The sequence below is a fragment of the Patescibacteria group bacterium genome, assembly GCA_041662665.1.
Taxonomy (GTDB): Bacteria; Patescibacteriota; JABMPQ01; order JABMPQ01; family JAQVVF01; genus JAQVVF01.
Genome location: JBAZSC010000004.1, coordinates 25,624 through 44,272, shown reverse-complemented (window position 1 = coordinate 44,272; position 18,649 = coordinate 25,624). Strand labels below are relative to the sequence as shown.

Below are 18,649 nucleotides of genomic sequence, written 5' to 3'. Positions count from 1 at the left end.
TATTGCGAATATGCAAATAATGCAAATACTTTTTCTAATTTTAATTCTGTTTTTAAAAATGATATTTGATTAATTTTATTATACATTATTATTGGCATAATGTAAATTTTGGCAGTGGATAGCTTTTTTGTTAAATAGGTAAAAAAATGTTAAGATATCAGTAATTAAAATTTATTAAAATAAAAAACAAAAATAATGAGAAAAAAATCTCTAATTTTAGGAGTGGTTTTTGCAACGTTGTCTTGTGTCTTTTGTTTTTTTGGTCAAGCAAAGGCATCGGATTGGCAATTTGAGTCATTGTCGAGAGGAGTAGGTGTTGGTCCTATTGTGGCAATTGCTTTGGATTCAAATAGCAAAGCGCATCTGGTTTATTTAGAGACAACTGGTGCAACTTATTATCTAAAATATGCAACAAACGCATCTGGCAGTTTTGTGAGTGAAACAATTGATCTTGGTTCTGGTTTGGGACAGTATCCATCAATTGCAATAGATTATAATGATAAGGCGCATGTTAGTTATTATGATTATGCTAATTCTGATTTGAAATATGCGACTAATGCTTCTGGAGTGTGGGCAGCATCATCAATTGATACAACAGGCGAAGTTGGTATGTATGATTCGATTGGTGTTGATTCATTAGGTTATGTGCATATTAGTTATTATGATTTAACAAATGACGATTTAAAATACGCAACAAATTCTAATGGAACTGGTTTTACATTATCAACAATAGATAGCAGTAGTACTTTTGTCGGACTATTTTCTTCATTAACTGTTGATGATTACAATAAAGTCCATATCAGTTATTATGATTCGGCAAATCTATCTTTAAAATATATTACAAATTCTTCTGGAAATTTTGTGGCTCAAACCGTTGATAGCGGTAATGTTGGTGAGTTTAGTTCAATAAAAATTGACGATAGTGATTTCGTTCATATTAGTTATTATGATCGCGGGAATCGAGATTTGAAATACGCAAATAATATGTTGGGCTATTGGTCAAATTCGACAGTTGATACTGCTGGAGATGTTGGAATATATTCTTCTCTAGTAGTTGATAGCAATTCAAGAGTAAGAATTGGATATTATGATGTGGATAACTTTGATTTTAAGCTGGCAAATAATGTTGGGACAAGTTTTTCAACTGTAGCTGTTAGTGATATTGGAGATGCAATTCATACAGCTGAACAGCCAATTTCTTTGGCTATGGATTCTTCAAACAGACTTTACGTTGGTCTATTTTATCTGCATACTTATTCTCCTTGGGATGGTGAAGTAAAATTTGCTGATGTACTTGGTCCAATAAGTCCAGAAGTTGTAATAGAAGCAGGTAAAAAATATACAAATTTTAAAGATGTTGATTTGGTTTTATCTGCAACTAGCAATCCAACAGAAATGATGTTGTCTGAATATTCTACTTTTGCTGGAGCAGAATGGGAAACATATAATGTGAATAAAGTTTTTGAAATGTCTTCTAGGGTTGGCAAAAAGACTATTTATGTAAAATTTCGAGATCAATGGTATGCGGAATCAGCAACTGTTTCTGATTCAATTAAATATTTGCCAAATCCAACTTTTGTAACAAAAAATGCAAAAAGCAAAGAAATTTTAATAAAAAAGAAAAATAAAAAATATACTGCTCAAAAATTTTATTTAAAATTTTTGAAATTGCCAAAAGGTTTGAAAAAAGCAAAATATTCTTGGCAAGTAAAAAGATATAGAAAATATTCAAAAACTTATATTGCAGCCAAGAAAAATTTGATTAAAGAATATTGGAAAATAAAAGGTAATTTTAATAAATATAAATTAGCTGATAATTTTAAAACTAAATTTGTTTTTAAATATACAAAAAAGCAATTCAAGACTTTAAAAAATAGAAATAAAGGTTTGTCAGAAAGTAGTTTGGTTTTAAAATATTATAATGTTAAAGAAAAGAAATGGCATAATTTAAATGCCGTACATTCTGTGAAAAATAGGACATTTGCTATCACTTTGATTTCGCCGATATCTTGGAATGAAATTTATTATGCAATAGGAAAAAAATAAATTTTAAAATAATTACTATTTAATATCCGCCTTCGCTCTTCGCTTAAGCGAAGAAGCATGGCGGACGAGGGAAAATCATGAAAAAGAAATTATTAATTTTGGTGGCAATGTTTTGCCTGATGTTGTTTGGTCATACTGTGTTGGCAGCAGATTGGCAAAAAACAACAGTTGATGCAACTGGTTTTGCTGGAGATGGAACATCAATTAGTGTTGATTCGTTAGGATATGTTCATATTGCATATCTTGGTGATGGTAAATTAAAATATGCGACTAATAGTTCTGGCAGTTTTCAAATTACGATAATTGACGAGAGTTCAGTAATGGTTGGGCTTTATCCTTCTTTAGTGGTTGATTCAGCGAACAAAATTCATATTGCTTATTATGATGCTGTAAATGATGATTTGAAATATGCCACAAATGCTGGAGGAAATTGGGGAAATTCTGTTTTAGATGCTTTGGGCGGGACTTTTGTGGATATGGCGATTGATTCAAGTGATCGATTGAATATTAGCTATTATAATGGATCAAAAGTTAGATATGCAATCAAGTCATCTGGAACTTGGTTTTTCTACGATGTAGAAACATTATCTTCTACAAGCAATACATCAATTGCAGTTGATTCAAATGGCAAAGCTCATATTAGCTATTATGATAGCAGTAATCAATGGTTAAAATACGCAACAAATGAATCAGGATCTTTTTTAAGCTCAGCAATTGATAATGGAGGAGTTGGACAATATTCTTCAATTGCTGTTGATACAAATAATAAAGTGCATGTTAGCTATTATGATGGCGGAGTGCAAGCTTTGAAATATATTACAAATTTATCTGGAAGTTGGCAGAAAACAACAATTGATACTGCAGTTTTAGCAGGAGGATTGACTGGAATGTTTTCTAGTTTGAGCTTGGATAAAAATAATTATGCTCATATTAGTTATCATGATGGTTATCCAAATTATTCTTTGAAATATGCGACAAATATTTCAGGAACCTTTCAGAAATATATTGTTGATCAAGGAAGCGATACTTTAATTTTAGGTTTTCAAACTTCAATTAAGGTTGATGATCTAAATAGAATTCATATTGCTTATCAGGATCATACAAATGGCGATTTAAAATACGCTGCTTCTATGGGACCAACAAATACAAGTTTAAAGATTAATTCTAATAAAGCATATACTGCCTTAAGAACAGTAGCATTGTCTTTATCTTCAGCAGGCAGTCCAACTGAAATGATAATTTCTGAAAATGCTGATTTTGCAAATGCAAATTGGGAAGCTTATGATACATCAAAGATTTTTACTTTATCAAAAGTTGATGGAACAAAAACAGTTTATGTCAATTTCAGAGATCAATGGTTTGCTGAATCAGGTGCTTTAACAAAGACAATTAGATACATTAAAAATCCAAAATTTGTAACAAAAAAGGCTAGAAAAGTTAATGAAGTTTTGTTGAAAAAGCAAGGCAAGGTTTATTCTGCGAGAGATTTGAATTTTGTAATGACAAAATATCCAAAAAATTTAAAAAAAGAAAAATATTTTGTTCAATCAAAATTATTCAGTAACTATTTTAAGAAAATAGACAAAAATAAGCTATTAAAAAAATATTGGCTAGTGACAGATGATTTAAATAAATATACTTATAAAAAAGCCAAGAATAATTTCAGATTAAAAGTGACTTTTAATTATTCTAAAAAAGAATTCAAAAAATTAAAAAAGAATAATAAGACATTAAAACAAAGTGATTTGAAATTATTATATTACAATAAATTAAAGAAAAAGTGGAAAAATTCATTTGCAACTTTAAATTTAAAAAAGAGAACTTTTACTTTAATAATTGATTCTCCAATTTCTTTTAGCAAAAGGACTTTTGGGATTGGAATAAAATAGTTTATTTTAAGTTTTTAAAAATTAATCCACCTACGTTCTGCGGAACTTTGGTGGAATAAAAACAAAAAAATTATGCGGAGGTATTTATTAATTTGTCTGGCCATTGTTGGTCTGTTTCTGTTTGGCCAAAATGTTTTGGCTGCTGATTGGCAGTCGCAGGAATTGGAGGCATCTGCTGGAAGTGTTAATGCATTAGCAATTGATCAAAATAACAAAGTTCATATTAGTTATTTTGATAATACTAATTCTGATTTGAAATATGCGACTAATTCTTCTGGTACTTGGATGGCAGAAATTGTTGATAACTCTGTTAATGTTGGTAATTCTTCTTTGGGAATAGATGTTAATGGAAAAGTATATATTGTTTATGAAGATAGAACGAATGATTGGTTAAAATATGCGAATAATGTTAATGGAACATGGGTTTTCGAGATAATTGATAATAGTGGAACTATTGGCTTGGGACAAGTATCAATGGCTTTGGATGGAAATAAAAAAATATATGTAAGCTATTATGATTCAGATAATAGCAATTTGAAATATGCGACAAACGTGTCTGGTTCATGGGCAAATGAAACAATAGATTCTAGTACTGATGTTGGAGGTAGTTCTTCTTTGGCATTGGATTCAAATAATAAGGTGCATATTTCTTATCGTGATACTACTAATTCCGATTTAAAATATATTACTAATGATAGTGGTTCTTGGCTATCTGTAGTTTTAGATTCTAATGGATCGGTAGGTCTTCAGTCTTCCATAGCGATTGATTCAAATAATAAAATTCATATTGCTTATTTGGATTATACTAACTCTGATTTAAAATATATTACTAATATTTCAGGAGCATGGGTTGCAAGTGTTATTGATAATGACAGTGCAGGTCAAGTGGGCTATTATCCTTCATTAAAAATTGATGATAATAATAAATTGCATGTTGCTTATCATGATATTTTAAATGGCAGATTAAAATACGCGACAAATGTTTCTGGACAATGGTCAATTTATAATCAACAGGATACTGGATCGTACAGTCTTTTGTTTTCTTTTGAAACTTTTAATGCATATTATCGTCCAATATCGTTAGGAATAGATTCAATGAATCGAACACATGTTATTTATTTTAAAACTAGTGCTGGTTTAGTTAATACTAGTTTGAATTATACTTATACTCCTGGACCTTCAGTTCAAACAATAACAATAAATAATGGAAGGGATTATTCAGCTTATAGAAAAATTAATATTGCATCTTCAGTTTCTGGCAGTCCTACTGAAATGATTGTTTCGACAAAGTCTGATTTTTCTAATAAGATTTGGAGCAGTTATTTGGCTAATACGATTTTTAAAATGCCTTCAAAAAAAGGCATAAAAACAATTTACGTTAAATTTAGAGATGTCTATAGTGCTGAATCTGCTGTTGTATCTTTTAATGTCAAATATGTCGGTAATCCAAAGTTTGTTACAAAAAAAGCGAAGAAAAAAAATGAAGTAAGGATTAAAAAGAAAAATAAAAAATATTATGCTAGAGAATTAAATTTGACTTTCAAAAAATATCCAAAAGCTTTTAAAAAAACAAAAAGATATTTTTTGGTTGTGAGAAAAAAGAAATTTACAAAACTTTTTGTGGATGCAAAGCATAATTTGTTAAAAAAATATTGGAAAATTAATACTGATTTTTCAAAATATAAATTAAGTAAGAATGTTAAATTAAAATTAGTATTTTCATATTCTAAAAAAGAATTTAAAAAATTAAAGAAAAAAGTAAAAGGGTTGAAAGAAAAGAATTTATATCTAAAAGCATATAATTTGAAATCAAAAAAGTGGACTAATTTGTCAGCTAAACGCAATACAAAGAAAAATACTTTTACGGTTTATTTGAAATCTCCGTTTAATTTTTCGCAAAGATATTATGCAATTGGTAAATAATATATAATTTATATAAATTTAGTTTCAGAAATTTAAAAATTTAAAACAAAAAAATTATGCGGAAGTATTTATTAATTTGTCTGGCCATTGTTGGTTTGTTTATCTTTGGCCAAAATGTGAAGGCTGCGGATTGGCAGAAATCTTCAATCGATGCTGTAAATACTGGCGCTGATAATGCGATTGCTGTTGATCATAATGGCTTTGTGCATATTGCTTATTTTGAAGTTGGTACTAATGATTTGAAATATATAACAAATGAGTCAGGTTCGTGGGCTATTACAACTGTAGATAGTGCAGGAAACGTAGGCGAAGGTGTTTCAATAGCAATTGATAGTAATAACAAATCTCATATTAGTTATATTGATGATACTAATAGTAATTTGAAATATGCCACAAATGCTTCTGGTTCTTGGGTTGCTACAACTGTTGATAATTCAGGTACTATTACAGTAGGTATTTTTGATATAAATAATACATCAATAGTATTGAATGCAAATAATGCGGTTCAAATTAGCTATTATGATTCAACTAATAGTGATTTAAAATATGCAACTAATGCAACCGGTTCTTGGGTGTTGACAACAGTTGATTCAGTTGGTGATGTGGGCATTTTTAATTCGCTTGGTATTGATTCAAATGGGTTTGCGCATATTAGTTATCGTGATGAAACTAATAGTACTCTAAAATATGCGACGAATAGTTTGTCTGGTGTTTGGTCAACAAGTACTTTAGATAATTCAGTTGAGGCTGGATGGTATTCTTCTTTGGCGATTGGGACTAACAATAGCATCCATATTAGTTATTTAGATGCTACAAATTTAGATTTGAAATACATTACTAATTCTACTGGTGTTTGGGTTGCAACGAATTTGGATACGGCAAATCAAGCAGGATATAATACTTCGATAGCTGTTGATAACAATAATGGTGTACATATTGGTTATTATGATGTTACTGAGCAACAATTAAAGTATGCAACTAATACTTCAGGGTCATGGACATATAATGTGATTGATAATGTTGGATCATACATAGTGGTATTATTTGGATACTATAATCAAATTTCACTTGACGTAGATTCAAATAATCGTATTCATATTTCATATTATAATACTACTGATAATGATTTGAATTATGCTTTCACTCCTGGTCCAAGTATCACTTCTTCTGAAATAAATAATGGTAGAAATTATTCAGCAACAAGAAATATTAATATAAAATCAACAGTTGCAGGAACTCCAACAGAAATGATCGTTTCAACAAAATCTGATTTTTCAGATAAAACTTGGAAAACATATTCAGCTGATACAACATTTAGAATGCCATCAGAAAAAGGTGAAAATACTGTTTATATGAAATTCAGAGATATTTGGCATGCTGAATCTAATGTTGTTTCTCAAGAAGTAAAATATACTGGCAATCCAATAAAGTTTGTAACAAAAAAAGCAAGGAAATCTAATGAAGTGAAAGTTAAAGAAAAGAATAAAACTTATTACGCAAGAGATCTAAAGCTTAAATTCAAAAAATATCCAACTAAATTCAAAAATACAAAGCGATATTTTCTAATTGAAAGACAATTAAAATACACAAAACTTTTTGCAGATGCAAAGCACAATTTGTTAAAAAAATATTGGAAAGTAAATACTGACTTTAATAAATATACAGGAAGCAAGCAAGTTAGATTAAAATTAGTATTTCAGTATACTAGCGATGAATTCAAAGTTTTGAAAAAGAAAGTTAAAGGATTAAAAGAAAAGAATTTGCATCTGAAATATTATGTTTCTGAATCTGATAGTTGGGCTGATTTACAAGTTAAACCTGATACAACTAATCATACTTTTATTATTTATCTAAATTCGCCATTTAATTATTCGGAAAGATATTATGCTATCGGCAGATAGGTGAGTTAAAAGTCTAAAATCTAAAGTTAAAAGTTAATTAAAATAAAATAATGAAAAAAGGATTGTTAATTTTGATTGTTGTTTTTACTTTGTTTATTTTTGGCCAAAATGTTAAGGCTGCTGATTGGGTTTTTAGCGATGTGGCTGATATGGGAAACGTGCCAATGGTGTCAGAAGGTGCGGCTGTTGTTTCTTTAAAAGTTGGCAGTAATGATAAGATTTATATTGGTTATTTTGATAATACTGATCATAAAATAAAGTATGCTACAAATGCTTCTGGGGCTTGGGAGCAACAGACTGTTGATGATACTCTTTATGCAGGATTATTTATTTCTTCGGCAGTTGATTCTAATAATAATTTTTATTTGGCTTATTATGCTATGATTGAAGATCAATTGCGGTATGCGACTAATGCTTCTGGTTCTTGGCAAGTAACAATTTTAGATCCGACAATTGAAGCTGGTTCATATCCGTCTTTAGCCTTGGATTCAAATAATAAGGCGCATATTGCTTATTATGATGGTACTAATGATCATTTGAAATATGCGACTAATGTTACTGGTGATTGGGTTTATGAGACTTTGGATACGGTTGATAATAGTGGAACGTTTAATTCTCTGGCTATTGATTCTAATAATAAAGTTCATATTGCTTATTTTGAAGGGACAAATGATTATTTGAAATATGCGACTAATGTTTCCGGCAGTTGGGTATTGAGCGCGATTGATAGTACTTATAGAACTGGTTATTTTAATTCTTTGAAGTTTGATAGCAATAATACAGCACATTTGGCTTATTTGTATTTAGCTAATCCTAATACGACGCTTAAATATGCGACTAAAACAACGGCAGACAGTAATTGGACGATAAGCGATATGGATAGTGAAATCTTGCCTGATTTTACAGCATTTAATAATTCTTTAGCTTTAGATTCTGATAATAAGGTTCGTTTAAGTTATTATGGCGGAACAGTTGGAGGAGGAAATTGGATAGGCTATATGAGCAATGTAACTGATTCTTTTGTAAAAAATACTTTGAATGACAGCGATGTTGTTGGTTATCCATCTTTGGATGTGGATTCAAAAAACAGAGCCTATATCGCATATTATGATCAGACAAGCGAGAAATTAAAACTTGCTAATACTCCTGGTCCTTCAAATCAAATAACAGAAATAAATTATGGACGTAAATATTCTGCTTATAGAAAAATTCATATTACATCTTCTTTGACTGAAAGTCCGGTCGAAATGATTGTGTCAACAAAATCTGATTTTTCAAACAAAACTTGGCAAAGTTATTTGGCTGATAAGACATTTAAAATGCCAGCAAAAAAAGGCAAGAAAACTGTTTATGTAAAATATAGAGATGCTTGGCATGCTGAATCAGATGTTGTTTCACAAATTGTTAAATATGTTGGCAATCCAAAATTTACAACAAAAAAATCCAAGAAAAAGAATGAAGTTAAAATCAAGAAAAAAAATAAAAAATATTATGCAAGAGAATTAAATTTGACTTTCAAAAAATTTCCAAAAAGTTTTAAAAAGACAAAAAGATATTTTTTGGTTGAGAGGCAAAAAAAGTATACGAAACTTTTTGTTGACGCAAAGCATAATTTGATAAAGAAATATTGGAAAATTAAAACTGATTATCAAAAATATAATTCTAGCAAACCAGTAAAATTAAAATTAGTATTTTCTTATACTAATAAAGAATTTAAGGCTTTAAAGAAAAAGGTAAAAGGTTTGAAAGAGAAAAATCTTTATCTAAAATTATATAATTCTGAATCAAGAGAATGGGCGGATTTGCAAGTCAAGCCGAATACTAAAAAAAATACTTTTATGATTTATTTAAGTTCGCCATTTAATTATTCGGAAAGATATTATGCAATCGGAAGATAATTGTGAATTTACGCAAATTTTGTTATACCTGACTGTTATCAGGCAGGAATATCACTACTAATTAATAAAAAAGTATGCGAAAAATTTTGTGGTTATTTTTAATTTTAATTAGTGTAATTTTTGTTGGGCAAAATGTAAAAGCGGCTGACTGGTCAGCGAGTACAATTACGATATTAGCAAATATTACAGACACTGAATTAAAAGTTGATACGAATGATAAAATTCATATTTGTTATTATGCTATAGGTGATGAAGATTTGGTATATGTCAATAATTTAACTGGTTCTTGGACAAGCGAGATAGTAGATGGTTTTGGCGGTCCCGATGTTGGTAGATATTCTTCATTAGCATTGGATTCTAATAATAAAGCGCATATCAGTTATTATGATACAGATAATACTTCTTTGAAATATGCAACTAATGTTTCTGGATCATGGCAGACGGAACAGGTAGATGCAACTGGTGTTGTAGGCAGGTACACTTCAATTGCGGTTGGATCTGACAGCGAAGCGCATATTTCTTATTATTATTCAACAGGACAAGATTTGAAATATGCCAAAGGCCATTATGGTTCTTGGAGCACAGAAGTGGTTGATGATACAAGTACTGATATGGGAAAATATACAGCAATTGAGTTAGATTCCAATAACTATCCGCAGATAAGTTATTATGATGATACTAATAATCATCTGCGATTTGTAACAAATTCTTCTGGGAGTTGGGTGAGAGAAACTTTGGATGATGTTGATATGGGTGACTATACTTCTACGCATATGGATCTTGGCGTTGATTCCGGCGATAATGTTCATATTTGTTATTTTGATAATGTAAGTTATGATTTGAAGTATATTACTGGTAGGCCCAGCTTTTGGGGGACAGTACAAATTTTAGACAGTTCTGGCACTGTGGGATCAAATAATTCTTTGGCAATTGATTCTAATGATAAAGTTAGAATTACTTATTCTGGCAATGGTTTGAAATATGCGACTAATGTGTCTGGCTCTTGGGCGACATATACTATAGGTGCTTCTAGTTCTGGCTATTATACTTCTATTGATGTTGATTCTAATAATCGGTCGCAAGTGTGTAATTATGATATTGCTACTGGTTTGGTTTATACCTATACTCCTGGTCCGTCTTTAGCAGCATTAATAATTAATTCTGGAGCAACTTACACTAATTCTTCAAGTTTAACGCTTGGTTTGTCTTCTTCAAGCGATACATTAGAAATGGCAACAACAGAAAACAGCAGTTCTTTTGGATCAGCATGGACGACATATGGAACTTCGCAGTCTTTTACTTTATCAGCTAGCGAGGGGACAAAAACTGTTTATGCAAAATTTCGAGATACTTGGTATGCAGAAACAGCAGCAGTGTCAGCCAGCATTGTTTATGATGCGACAGCTCCAGAAGTTTTGGCATCAGTAAAAAAAGGCACTTATAAAAATATTAAAAAAGTTGCTTTGTCAGCAACTGATGCTCTTTCTGGCGTGGATAAAATTTATTATACAACTAATGGCAAGAAGCCAAAAACAACTTCCGATGTTTACAGCAAGAAAATTGTTGTTTCCAAAGACATGACTTTGAAATTTATGGCAATTGATAATGCTGGCAATCAATCTTCTGTTGTCAGTAAAAAGTATGTAATTAAAAAAGCTAAATTTGTAACTAAGAAAGCAAACGATAAAACAGTCAAGATTAAAGGAAAAAACCATAATTATTTTGCTAATGATTTTGATTTTGTTTTTAAGAAATATTCTAAGAGTCTTAAAAAATATAATTATTATTGGCAAGTGCAAAGATTTAAAAAATATCCAATAACTTATGTTAATGCAGAAAATATGTTGTTGAAAAAAAATTGGTTGATAACAACTGATTTAAATCAATTGTCTGATAGCTTTAAAATTAAAGTGATTTTTTATTATACTAAAAAAGAATTTAAAGTTTTAAAAAAGAAAATGACTGGCTTAAAAGAAAGCGACTTGCATTTAAAATTATATGATGTTGAACTAAGAGAATGGTCTGATTTAGACGCCAGACAAAATAACAAAGAAAATACTTTTACGATTTATTTGAATTCTCCATTTGATTTTTCAGAAAGATATTATGCCATAGGTAGATAATCTACTCAAGATTAAAAGATTGAATACAGAGACTTGGCAATGTGCAGGCAAAAAAAACTCCAGGAAATTTCTTGGAGTTTTGGTTGTACACTCTAATTAATTTTCGAATCCACCTGCGTCCTGCGGGACTTCGGTGGACAAGTGTTTGCGAATGGTGTACTAATGAATTATTCTTGATTATTTTGTTGAGCAGTAATTTTTAATCTTTTTATGGCTTTAATATCTTGAGAAAGCATCAGATACATGACAATGATTAAAATAGCGAGCAAAATGATTGAATATGATGAATTGTAAGAGGCGACGGAATTGTATAAGCCATGCAAAAAAATGGCAAGGAAAAGTCCTTTCATGACGCTTGATTTGTTGCCTTGAGGATGGAATTTTTGACGAGCAAGATAATAACCAACGATACCAGAACAAATCGCATGCATTAAAGTAGCAGTTGCAAAGCGTAAAATAATAACTGTTCCGCCATCGCTTAAAGTTACCAAAAAGTTTTCTAATGTCGCAAAGCCTAAGCCAACAACAATGCCATAAATAATTCCATCAATTGGTTCGTTGAATTCTTTGCTTTCTGCTGCTTTGTGCTTTAAAACTAAATATTTAAAAAATTCTTCAATCGGAGCGACGATTAAAAATGAGCTTAAAACCATGGCTAAATATTTTGTTGACGAAGCATAAGGAATAAAAAAATCAGCGGAGAATTCCAAAGCAATAGCAGGAATTGTTGCAGCCATGCCCCAAACAAAGATTTTGAAAATTTGTTTTAATGGTTCTGGATTTTGTCTGTCTTTTCGACGATAAAACCAGAGCCAGAATAAACCTGGCAATAAGGCGACAAAAATGTACCAAAGATAAATCATAGACGTGAATTATGAATTATGAATTATGAATTATGAATTATGAATGATGAATTATGAATGATGATTTGAATATTGAATTGAGAATTATGAAAATTAAAAAAATCGTTATTCAGTAATTCATAATTCTAATCATAATTCTTGATTCATAATTCATTATTCTCGTTGATTATTATTTTTCTTTGATCTTTGTCGAGATATTCTAAGTTAATATGAATTACATTTTTGAGTGGAATTTGATCCTTAATTTTTTCTGACCATTCTATTGCTGATATATTTTTTTTGTTATTAATGATTTCGGTATAGCCCAAATCTAAAATTTCTTGTGGATCATGAATTCTGTATAAATCAAAATGATAAAATTCGAGATTGTTTTTGGCAGGATATTTTTTGAAGATGACAAAAGTTGGGCTAGTTAGATTTTCTTTGATTTCTAATCCTTTGGCTAGGCCTTGAATAAAAGTGGTCTTTCCGGCACCTAATTCACCAGAGAAACATAAAATTTCGCCACCATTTAATTGTTGAGCAAGTTTGTGAGCGATATCTTGTGTTTGTTGCGATGATTTAGAAATAATTTCCATTTTGAAGTAACTAGTAACTAGCAATCAGTAACTGTGTTAATTAATATTTATTATAATTTAAACTAAATTTATGATAACAAAAATTAACAAAATAATCCACATTTGACAGATTATTTTTGGAGTTATAGAATTACTTATTAAAATCCCAAATTCCAAATCCCAAACAAATTCCAAATTCCAAATTCCAAAAATCTTTGTGTATTGTGATTTGGTATTTGTTTGGAATTTGAGATTTGTATATTGTAATTTTTTTAAATTTTATGGAATTATCATCTAAGCAACAGATTTTTGAATTAATAAAAAAGAGCAAGAATATTTTATTAGTAACAAAGGCCGATTTTGATGAAGATTCGATTGGAAGTTTGCTTTCCTTGGGTTTAGTTTTGGAAAAAATGGGCGGACATGAAGTTGATATGGTTTGTTCTGCACCGATATCTTCGACATTATCATTTTTGCCTAATATTTCTAAATTAGGAAAAACAATTGATGGCTCTAAGAATTTTGTGATTACATTAGACACATCAAAAGCAAAAGTCGCTCAATTTTCTTATGATTTTGATGAGGATGGAAATAAATTAAATATTTATATTACTCCAGAAAAAGGAAATTATGATGCAAGCAATGTGATAACAAAACCTTCTGGTTTTAAATATAATTTGATAATTTGTATTGATGTTCCAGATTTAGAAAAGCTTGGAAAAATATATGAAGAAAATACAGAATTATTTTATGAAACTCCAATTATAAATATTGATAGCAGTTCATCAAATGAGCAATATGGAGAAGTGAATTTAGTTGATGTAACAGCTTCTTCAACTTCCGAAGTTGTGTATACTTTGTTAGAATCTTTTGGCGAAAAAATAGTTGATGAGGAAATTGCAAATTGTTTGTTGACAGGAATCGTGTCATCAACAAAGAGTTTTCAAACATCAACAACAACACCAAGATCTTTTACAATTGCAGCGCAATTAATTGCGCTTGGTGCAGATCAGCAAAAAATTATTAAATCAATTTTTAAGAATAAATCATTATCAACTTTGAAATTATGGGGCAGAGCTTTGGCTCGAGTAAAATTTGATGATGCGAAAAAGATTGCTTGGACATTAGTTAATTATCAAGATTTTGAAAAGACTGGATCAAAGGAAGAAAATGATATTTTGGGAGTTGAAGAAGAAATTTCAATGTCAGTGAATTTAGCAGAAATTGTGATAATTTTTTATGAATTTCAGCAAGGACGAGTTAAAGCAATTTTCAAAACCAATAAAGATTCAGCAAAAGAAAAAATCAGAGATATTTTTATGGGTAAGAAAGTGAACGGCTTAATTTTAGTTGATTTTGATAATATTAGTTTGTTGGATGTGGAAAAAGTGGTGCTAGAGAAATTAAAGCAATTGTCTTTTTAAAAAACATAAAATATAATACGAATGCGAATACGAATAATACGAATGTTGCGAATTACGAATCGACGTATTCGCAATTTGTATCATTTGCATAAATTTGTATATTTGTATTATATTATTTAATAAAAAAATATGGCGAAATTTAAAATCGAAATTGATCAAGAAAAATGTATTAGCTGTGGTGCTTGCACAACAATTTGTCCGGAAAATTTTGAATTAAAGGGTGAAAATAATAAATCATTTCCAAAAAATCCAGAAGTAGATGAAATTAGTTGTAACCAAGAGGCTGCTGATGCATGTCCAGTGCAATGTATTAAAATTACAAAATTATAATTTATTTTATGATCACAAAAGATACTTTAATTAGTAAAGCAGTTGAGGAAAAACCAGAAACTGTTGATGTTTTGGTTAAGCATGGTTTGCCTTGCGTTGGTTGCTTGATGGCGCATGGTGAAACAATTGAACAAGGTTGTATGGCTCATGGTTTAGACGATAAAAAAATAAAAGAAATAATCGATGAGATCAACAAGAAGTAAATTGTTTCATTGTTAATTGTTAACTAATTGCTAATAAACTAATCAACTAATAAACTAAAATAAAATTATGCCAGAAAATGTATTCGAGAATGCTCTAACTCAGCTTGGACGAGTAGCTGAATTGATAAAACTAGATAAAACTTATTTAGAAATTTTATCAAAACCAGAACGAGAAATTAATGTTAATTTTCCAGTTAAAATGGCTGACGGAAAAATTAAAATGTTTCAAGGATTTAGAATGCAATATAATTCTGCAAGAGGGCCGTACAAAGGCGGAATAAGATTCCATCAAGAAGTTTCTGATTATGAGGTAAAAGCATTGTCTTTTTGGATGGCAATGAAATGTGCAGTTGCAAATATTCCTTTGGGTGGTGGAAAAGGTGGAGTAATTGTTGATCCAAAAAAATTATCTAAAAAAGAATTGGAGAATCTATCAAGAGGATATGTGCGAGCAATTTTTGATTGTATTGGGCCAAACAAAGATATTCCAGCACCTGATGTTAATACAACTCCGGAAATTATGGCTTGGATGTCAGATGAGTTTAAGAAATTGACAATAAAAAAACTGCAACCACAAAAGCACAAAAGCGGACAAAAACGCAAAAATTTTAAAATTAAAGATAATGAATGGTTGGGAACTTTTACTGGCAAACCAATTAAAAAAGGCGGATCTTTGGGAAGAACAGAAGCAACTGCTTTGGGCGGATATTTTACGCTATGTGAAGCGTTGAAAAAAACACCGAAACACTTAAACACTAAAACAAAACTGACTGTTGCGGTACAGGGCGTGGGAAATGTGGGCTACTATATTGCCAAGATTTTATCTGCTGATAATAGATTTACAATTGTTGCTGTTTCTGATTCTAGAAGCGGTGTATTTAAAAAAGAAGGAATTGATTTGGAAAAAATAATGAATCAGAAAAAGAAAACTGGAAGTGTTAGTGGATTGGCTGATACAAAAAAGATTACAAATGCTGAATTATTGGAATTAGATGTTGATGTTTTAGTGCCAGCAGCAATTGAAAATCAAGTAACATCCGATAATGCTGATAAAATTAAAGCAAATATAATTTTAGAAATGGCAAATGGTCCAACAACTCCTGATGCTGATAAAATTTTGTTTAAAAAGAAAAAAGTGGTGATTCCAGATATCTTGGCAAATGCAGGTGGTGTGACTGTTTCATATTTTGAATGGTTGCAAAATATGGATGGAAAGTATTGGAAGTTAGACGAAGTGAACGGAAAATTAAATAAGATAATTAAAAAATCTTTTGCTGATGTTTGGAAAATGGCGGAAAAATATAAAGTTGACTTGAGAATGGGCGCTGATGCTTTGGCAGTTGAGAGAATAACAAAAAAGATTAAGAAATAATATTTTTTGAAAAAAAGGGTAATTGCCCTTTTTTTGTTTTTTGATTGATATTTTTTTGAATACTTTTGAATCTGGTATAAATATTTAAAATTTGCTATTCTTGAAGTGAGAATATTTTTTTTATATTTTTATATTTTTAAAACATATGGCAAAAACTGATGCTGATAAAATTTTAGAGCAGGAACGTGAAAGAAAATTAAAAGAGAAACTAACAGCTTCCGAAAAAAAGATAAAAGAAAAGAAAGCGATGGCTTATTCTTTGACAGTTAATCTGCCTTATATTGATCTGAGGATTTTTCCTCTTGATAAGGAAGCAATAACTTTGATTCCTGAAGATTTAGCAAGAAAAGCGCAAGCTGTTTGTTTTTTGATTAAAGACTCTGAAGTTAGAATTGGAATTGTGGATAAAAATAATCCAAGTTTAAATTTAGTTATAGAAAAATTATCAAAGATGGGCTATAAATATCAATTTTATGTAATTTCTTTGGAAGGTTTGGAAAGCGCATTAGAAATATACAAAAAAGTTAAAATTGTTATTCCGCAAAAGGATGAAATAAAAGTTGGCAAAGAAGAAATATTAAGCGCAAAAGAACAGATTCAAAATTTAACTGATTTGAAAGAGACGATCAAAAAAGTTAAAGTAACTGAAATGATTGACTATATTTTGGCTGGCGCATTGAGCGTTGATGCTTCTGATGTTCATATTGAACCAGAAAAAGAAAAGGCAAAATTACGATATAGAATTGACGGAGTATTGCAAGATATTATGGAATTGCCAAATGAAGTGGCATTAAAAATTTTATCGAGAGTAAAGCTGGTTTCAAAATTAAAAATTAATGTGATTGATCAACCGCAAGATGGTAGGTTTTCGATTGATATGGAAAATAAGGAAATTGATTTGAGAGTGTCAACATTGCCAACAGCTTATGGCGAAACATTAGTTATGAGACTTCTTGGAACTGGTACTGTTGGATTAAAACTTGAAGATTTGGGAATGAGAAAAAGAGAACATGATCTTGTTAGTAAAGCAATTAAAAAAACATCTGGTTTGCTATTAACAACTGGTCCAACTGGTTCTGGAAAATCAACAACTTTGTATGCTTGCATCACTGAAGTTAATGATCCAGCGAAAAATATTATTACATTAGAAAATCCAATTGAATATAAAATAAAAGGAATTTCACAAACAGAAATTGATCCAAAAAAAGGACTGGATTTTTCAAATGCCCTAAAATCAGTACTGCGACAAGATCCAGATGTAGTAATGGTTGGTGAAATTAGGGATAAAGATACAGCTGAAATTGCAGTTCAAGCTTCTTTGACTGGTCATTTAGTATTATCAACTTTGCATACTAATGATGCAGCAGGTGCAATTCCACGTCTAATTAGTATGGGGTTGCGCCCAGAAGAATTAGCGCCGGCTTTGAGATTAGTGATTGCGCAAAGATTAGTTAGAAGAATTTGCGATAAATGCAAACAAGAATATAATCCAGATGCAGATGAAGAAAAAGAATTGAAAGAAAAATTAGGCAAATTTTATCCAAAAACAGGAATTAAAAAATTATATAAAGCAAAAGGTTGCAAAGTTTGCGATAATATTGGTTATAAAGGTAGAACTGGAATTTATGAAATGTTTGAAGTTGATAATAAAATTGAAGAGGCGATTGGATATCGAGTTTCAAATATCGAAATTCAAAAGGCAGCAATTGCTCAAGGAATGATGACTATGGAGCAGGATGGTTTGTTAAAAGCTGTTGATGGAATTACAACGGTTGAGGAAGTGGGAAGAGTAGTGTAGATTTTATTAATTAATTAATATAAAAATAATATGCCAATAGAACAAGTCGAAGGTTCGTTAGAAGGAGAAATGCAAACTAAAAGAGAAAGAATTGAAGCACAATTGAATACTGCTTGTCAGTACATTGATACGTTGAGTAGTGATGTTTTGGAAAAAATGAGTGATGAAGAGCTAAATGAGTTAAAAGGGGATCTTATTGCAGTAATAGAAAAGTGGTCTAAAAAGGGTCTAAAAAGCGATAATGTAGATAATGAGGATGTTGGCAAGGATCTTCTTTAGAAATAAAAATTGTTAATTTAAAAAGACCGTGAAAACGGTCTTT

The 18,649-nt window shown here is 30.3% G+C and carries 14 protein-coding genes; 12 read left to right on the top strand and 2 right to left on the bottom strand.

Translation table 11 applies throughout. The features are described 5' to 3' along the window. Window positions 1-195: 195 nt before the first annotated feature. From WC663_05775 to WC663_05750, 6 genes are all read left to right on the top strand, one after another. Window positions 196-2,046, top strand: coding sequence for a hypothetical protein (locus WC663_05775; protein MFA6296839.1), 1,851 nt, complete (start codon window positions 196-198; stop codon window positions 2,044-2,046). Window positions 2,047-2,123: 77 nt separating this feature from the next. After that, window positions 2,124-3,935: a hypothetical protein gene (locus WC663_05770; protein ID MFA6296838.1), complete on the top strand. Its 1,812-nt coding sequence runs from the start codon at window positions 2,124-2,126 to the stop codon at window positions 3,933-3,935. Window positions 3,936-4,007: 72 nt separating this feature from the next. Next, window positions 4,008-5,858, top strand: a complete 1,851-nt coding sequence (locus WC663_05765; protein ID MFA6296837.1) for a hypothetical protein — start codon at window positions 4,008-4,010, stop codon at window positions 5,856-5,858. 56 nt (window positions 5,859-5,914) lie between these two features. Beyond that, window positions 5,915-7,759: a hypothetical protein gene (locus WC663_05760; GenBank protein MFA6296836.1), complete on the top strand. Its 1,845-nt coding sequence runs from the start codon at window positions 5,915-5,917 to the stop codon at window positions 7,757-7,759. Window positions 7,760-7,809: 50 nt separating this feature from the next. After that, on the top strand, window positions 7,810-9,657 hold the full coding sequence (locus tag WC663_05755; protein ID MFA6296835.1) for a hypothetical protein: 1,848 nt from the start codon (window positions 7,810-7,812) through the stop codon (window positions 9,655-9,657). Between the two features lie 74 nt (window positions 9,658-9,731). After that, on the top strand, window positions 9,732-11,780 hold the full coding sequence (locus tag WC663_05750) for a chitobiase/beta-hexosaminidase C-terminal domain-containing protein (GenBank protein ID MFA6296834.1): 2,049 nt from the start codon (window positions 9,732-9,734) through the stop codon (window positions 11,778-11,780). Window positions 11,781-11,947: 167 nt separating this feature from the next. On the opposite strand, the gene WC663_05745 is transcribed toward WC663_05750, so the two are convergent. Together WC663_05745 and tsaE are read right to left on the bottom strand one after the other, a co-directional pair. Next, on the bottom strand, window positions 11,948-12,643 hold the full coding sequence (locus tag WC663_05745) for a PrsW family intramembrane metalloprotease (GenBank protein MFA6296833.1): 696 nt from the start codon (window positions 12,641-12,643) through the stop codon (window positions 11,948-11,950). A 143-nt stretch (window positions 12,644-12,786) separates the two neighbouring features. Continuing rightward, on the bottom strand, window positions 12,787-13,221 hold the full coding sequence (tsaE, locus tag WC663_05740) for a tRNA (adenosine(37)-N6)-threonylcarbamoyltransferase complex ATPase subunit type 1 TsaE (GenBank protein MFA6296832.1): 435 nt from the start codon (window positions 13,219-13,221) through the stop codon (window positions 12,787-12,789). A 260-nt stretch (window positions 13,222-13,481) separates the two neighbouring features. On the opposite strand from tsaE, the gene WC663_05735 reads away from it, so the two are divergent. The 6 genes from WC663_05735 to WC663_05710 all read left to right on the top strand — a co-directional run bounded on the left by WC663_05735 (window position 13,482) and on the right by WC663_05710 (window position 18,606). Further along, window positions 13,482-14,624 (top strand): DHH family phosphoesterase, encoded by a 1,143-nt coding sequence (locus WC663_05735; GenBank protein MFA6296831.1) that lies wholly within the window; start codon window positions 13,482-13,484, stop codon window positions 14,622-14,624. A gap of 129 nt (window positions 14,625-14,753) precedes the next feature. Then, window positions 14,754-14,954 (top strand): ferredoxin, encoded by a 201-nt coding sequence (locus WC663_05730; protein ID MFA6296830.1) that lies wholly within the window; start codon window positions 14,754-14,756, stop codon window positions 14,952-14,954. Between the two features lie 8 nt (window positions 14,955-14,962). After that, window positions 14,963-15,157: a DUF1858 domain-containing protein gene (locus WC663_05725; GenBank protein ID MFA6296829.1), complete on the top strand. Its 195-nt coding sequence runs from the start codon at window positions 14,963-14,965 to the stop codon at window positions 15,155-15,157. Between the two features lie 64 nt (window positions 15,158-15,221). Then, the gene (locus WC663_05720) at window positions 15,222-16,529 is read left to right on the top strand and encodes a Glu/Leu/Phe/Val dehydrogenase (protein MFA6296828.1); all 1,308 of its coding nucleotides are present in this window, start codon (window positions 15,222-15,224) and stop codon (window positions 16,527-16,529) included. Window positions 16,530-16,674: 145 nt separating this feature from the next. Continuing rightward, window positions 16,675-18,327 (top strand): GspE/PulE family protein, encoded by a 1,653-nt coding sequence (locus tag WC663_05715; protein MFA6296827.1) that lies wholly within the window; start codon window positions 16,675-16,677, stop codon window positions 18,325-18,327. Between the two features lie 30 nt (window positions 18,328-18,357). Next, window positions 18,358-18,606 carry a hypothetical protein gene (locus WC663_05710; GenBank protein MFA6296826.1) on the top strand — a complete coding sequence of 83 codons (249 nt, stop codon included), beginning with the start codon at window positions 18,358-18,360 and terminating at the stop codon, window positions 18,604-18,606. The last annotated feature ends 43 nt before the right edge of the window (window positions 18,607-18,649 follow it).

Excerpts from the sequence above, each read along its gene's own strand:
- WC663_05775 (MFA6296839.1), top strand. The coding sequence starts at position 196 with ATGAGAAAAAAATCTCTAATTTTAGGAGTGGTTTTTGCAACGTTGTCT.
- WC663_05770 (MFA6296838.1), top strand. The coding sequence starts at position 2,124 with ATGAAAAAGAAATTATTAATTTTGGTGGCAATGTTTTGCCTGATGTTG.
- WC663_05765 (MFA6296837.1), top strand. The coding sequence starts at position 4,008 with ATGCGGAGGTATTTATTAATTTGTCTGGCCATTGTTGGTCTGTTTCTG.
- WC663_05760 (MFA6296836.1), top strand. The coding sequence starts at position 5,915 with ATGCGGAAGTATTTATTAATTTGTCTGGCCATTGTTGGTTTGTTTATC.
- WC663_05755 (MFA6296835.1), top strand. The coding sequence starts at position 7,810 with ATGAAAAAAGGATTGTTAATTTTGATTGTTGTTTTTACTTTGTTTATT.
- WC663_05750 (MFA6296834.1), top strand. The coding sequence starts at position 9,732 with ATGCGAAAAATTTTGTGGTTATTTTTAATTTTAATTAGTGTAATTTTT.
- WC663_05745 (MFA6296833.1), bottom strand. The coding sequence starts at position 12,643 with ATGATTTATCTTTGGTACATTTTTGTCGCCTTATTGCCAGGTTTATTC.
- tsaE (MFA6296832.1), bottom strand. The coding sequence starts at position 13,221 with ATGGAAATTATTTCTAAATCATCGCAACAAACACAAGATATCGCTCAC.
- WC663_05735 (MFA6296831.1), top strand. The coding sequence starts at position 13,482 with ATGGAATTATCATCTAAGCAACAGATTTTTGAATTAATAAAAAAGAGC.
- WC663_05730 (MFA6296830.1), top strand. The coding sequence starts at position 14,754 with ATGGCGAAATTTAAAATCGAAATTGATCAAGAAAAATGTATTAGCTGT.
- WC663_05725 (MFA6296829.1), top strand. The coding sequence starts at position 14,963 with ATGATCACAAAAGATACTTTAATTAGTAAAGCAGTTGAGGAAAAACCA.
- WC663_05715 (MFA6296827.1), top strand. The coding sequence starts at position 16,675 with ATGGCAAAAACTGATGCTGATAAAATTTTAGAGCAGGAACGTGAAAGA.
- WC663_05710 (MFA6296826.1), top strand. The coding sequence starts at position 18,358 with ATGCCAATAGAACAAGTCGAAGGTTCGTTAGAAGGAGAAATGCAAACT.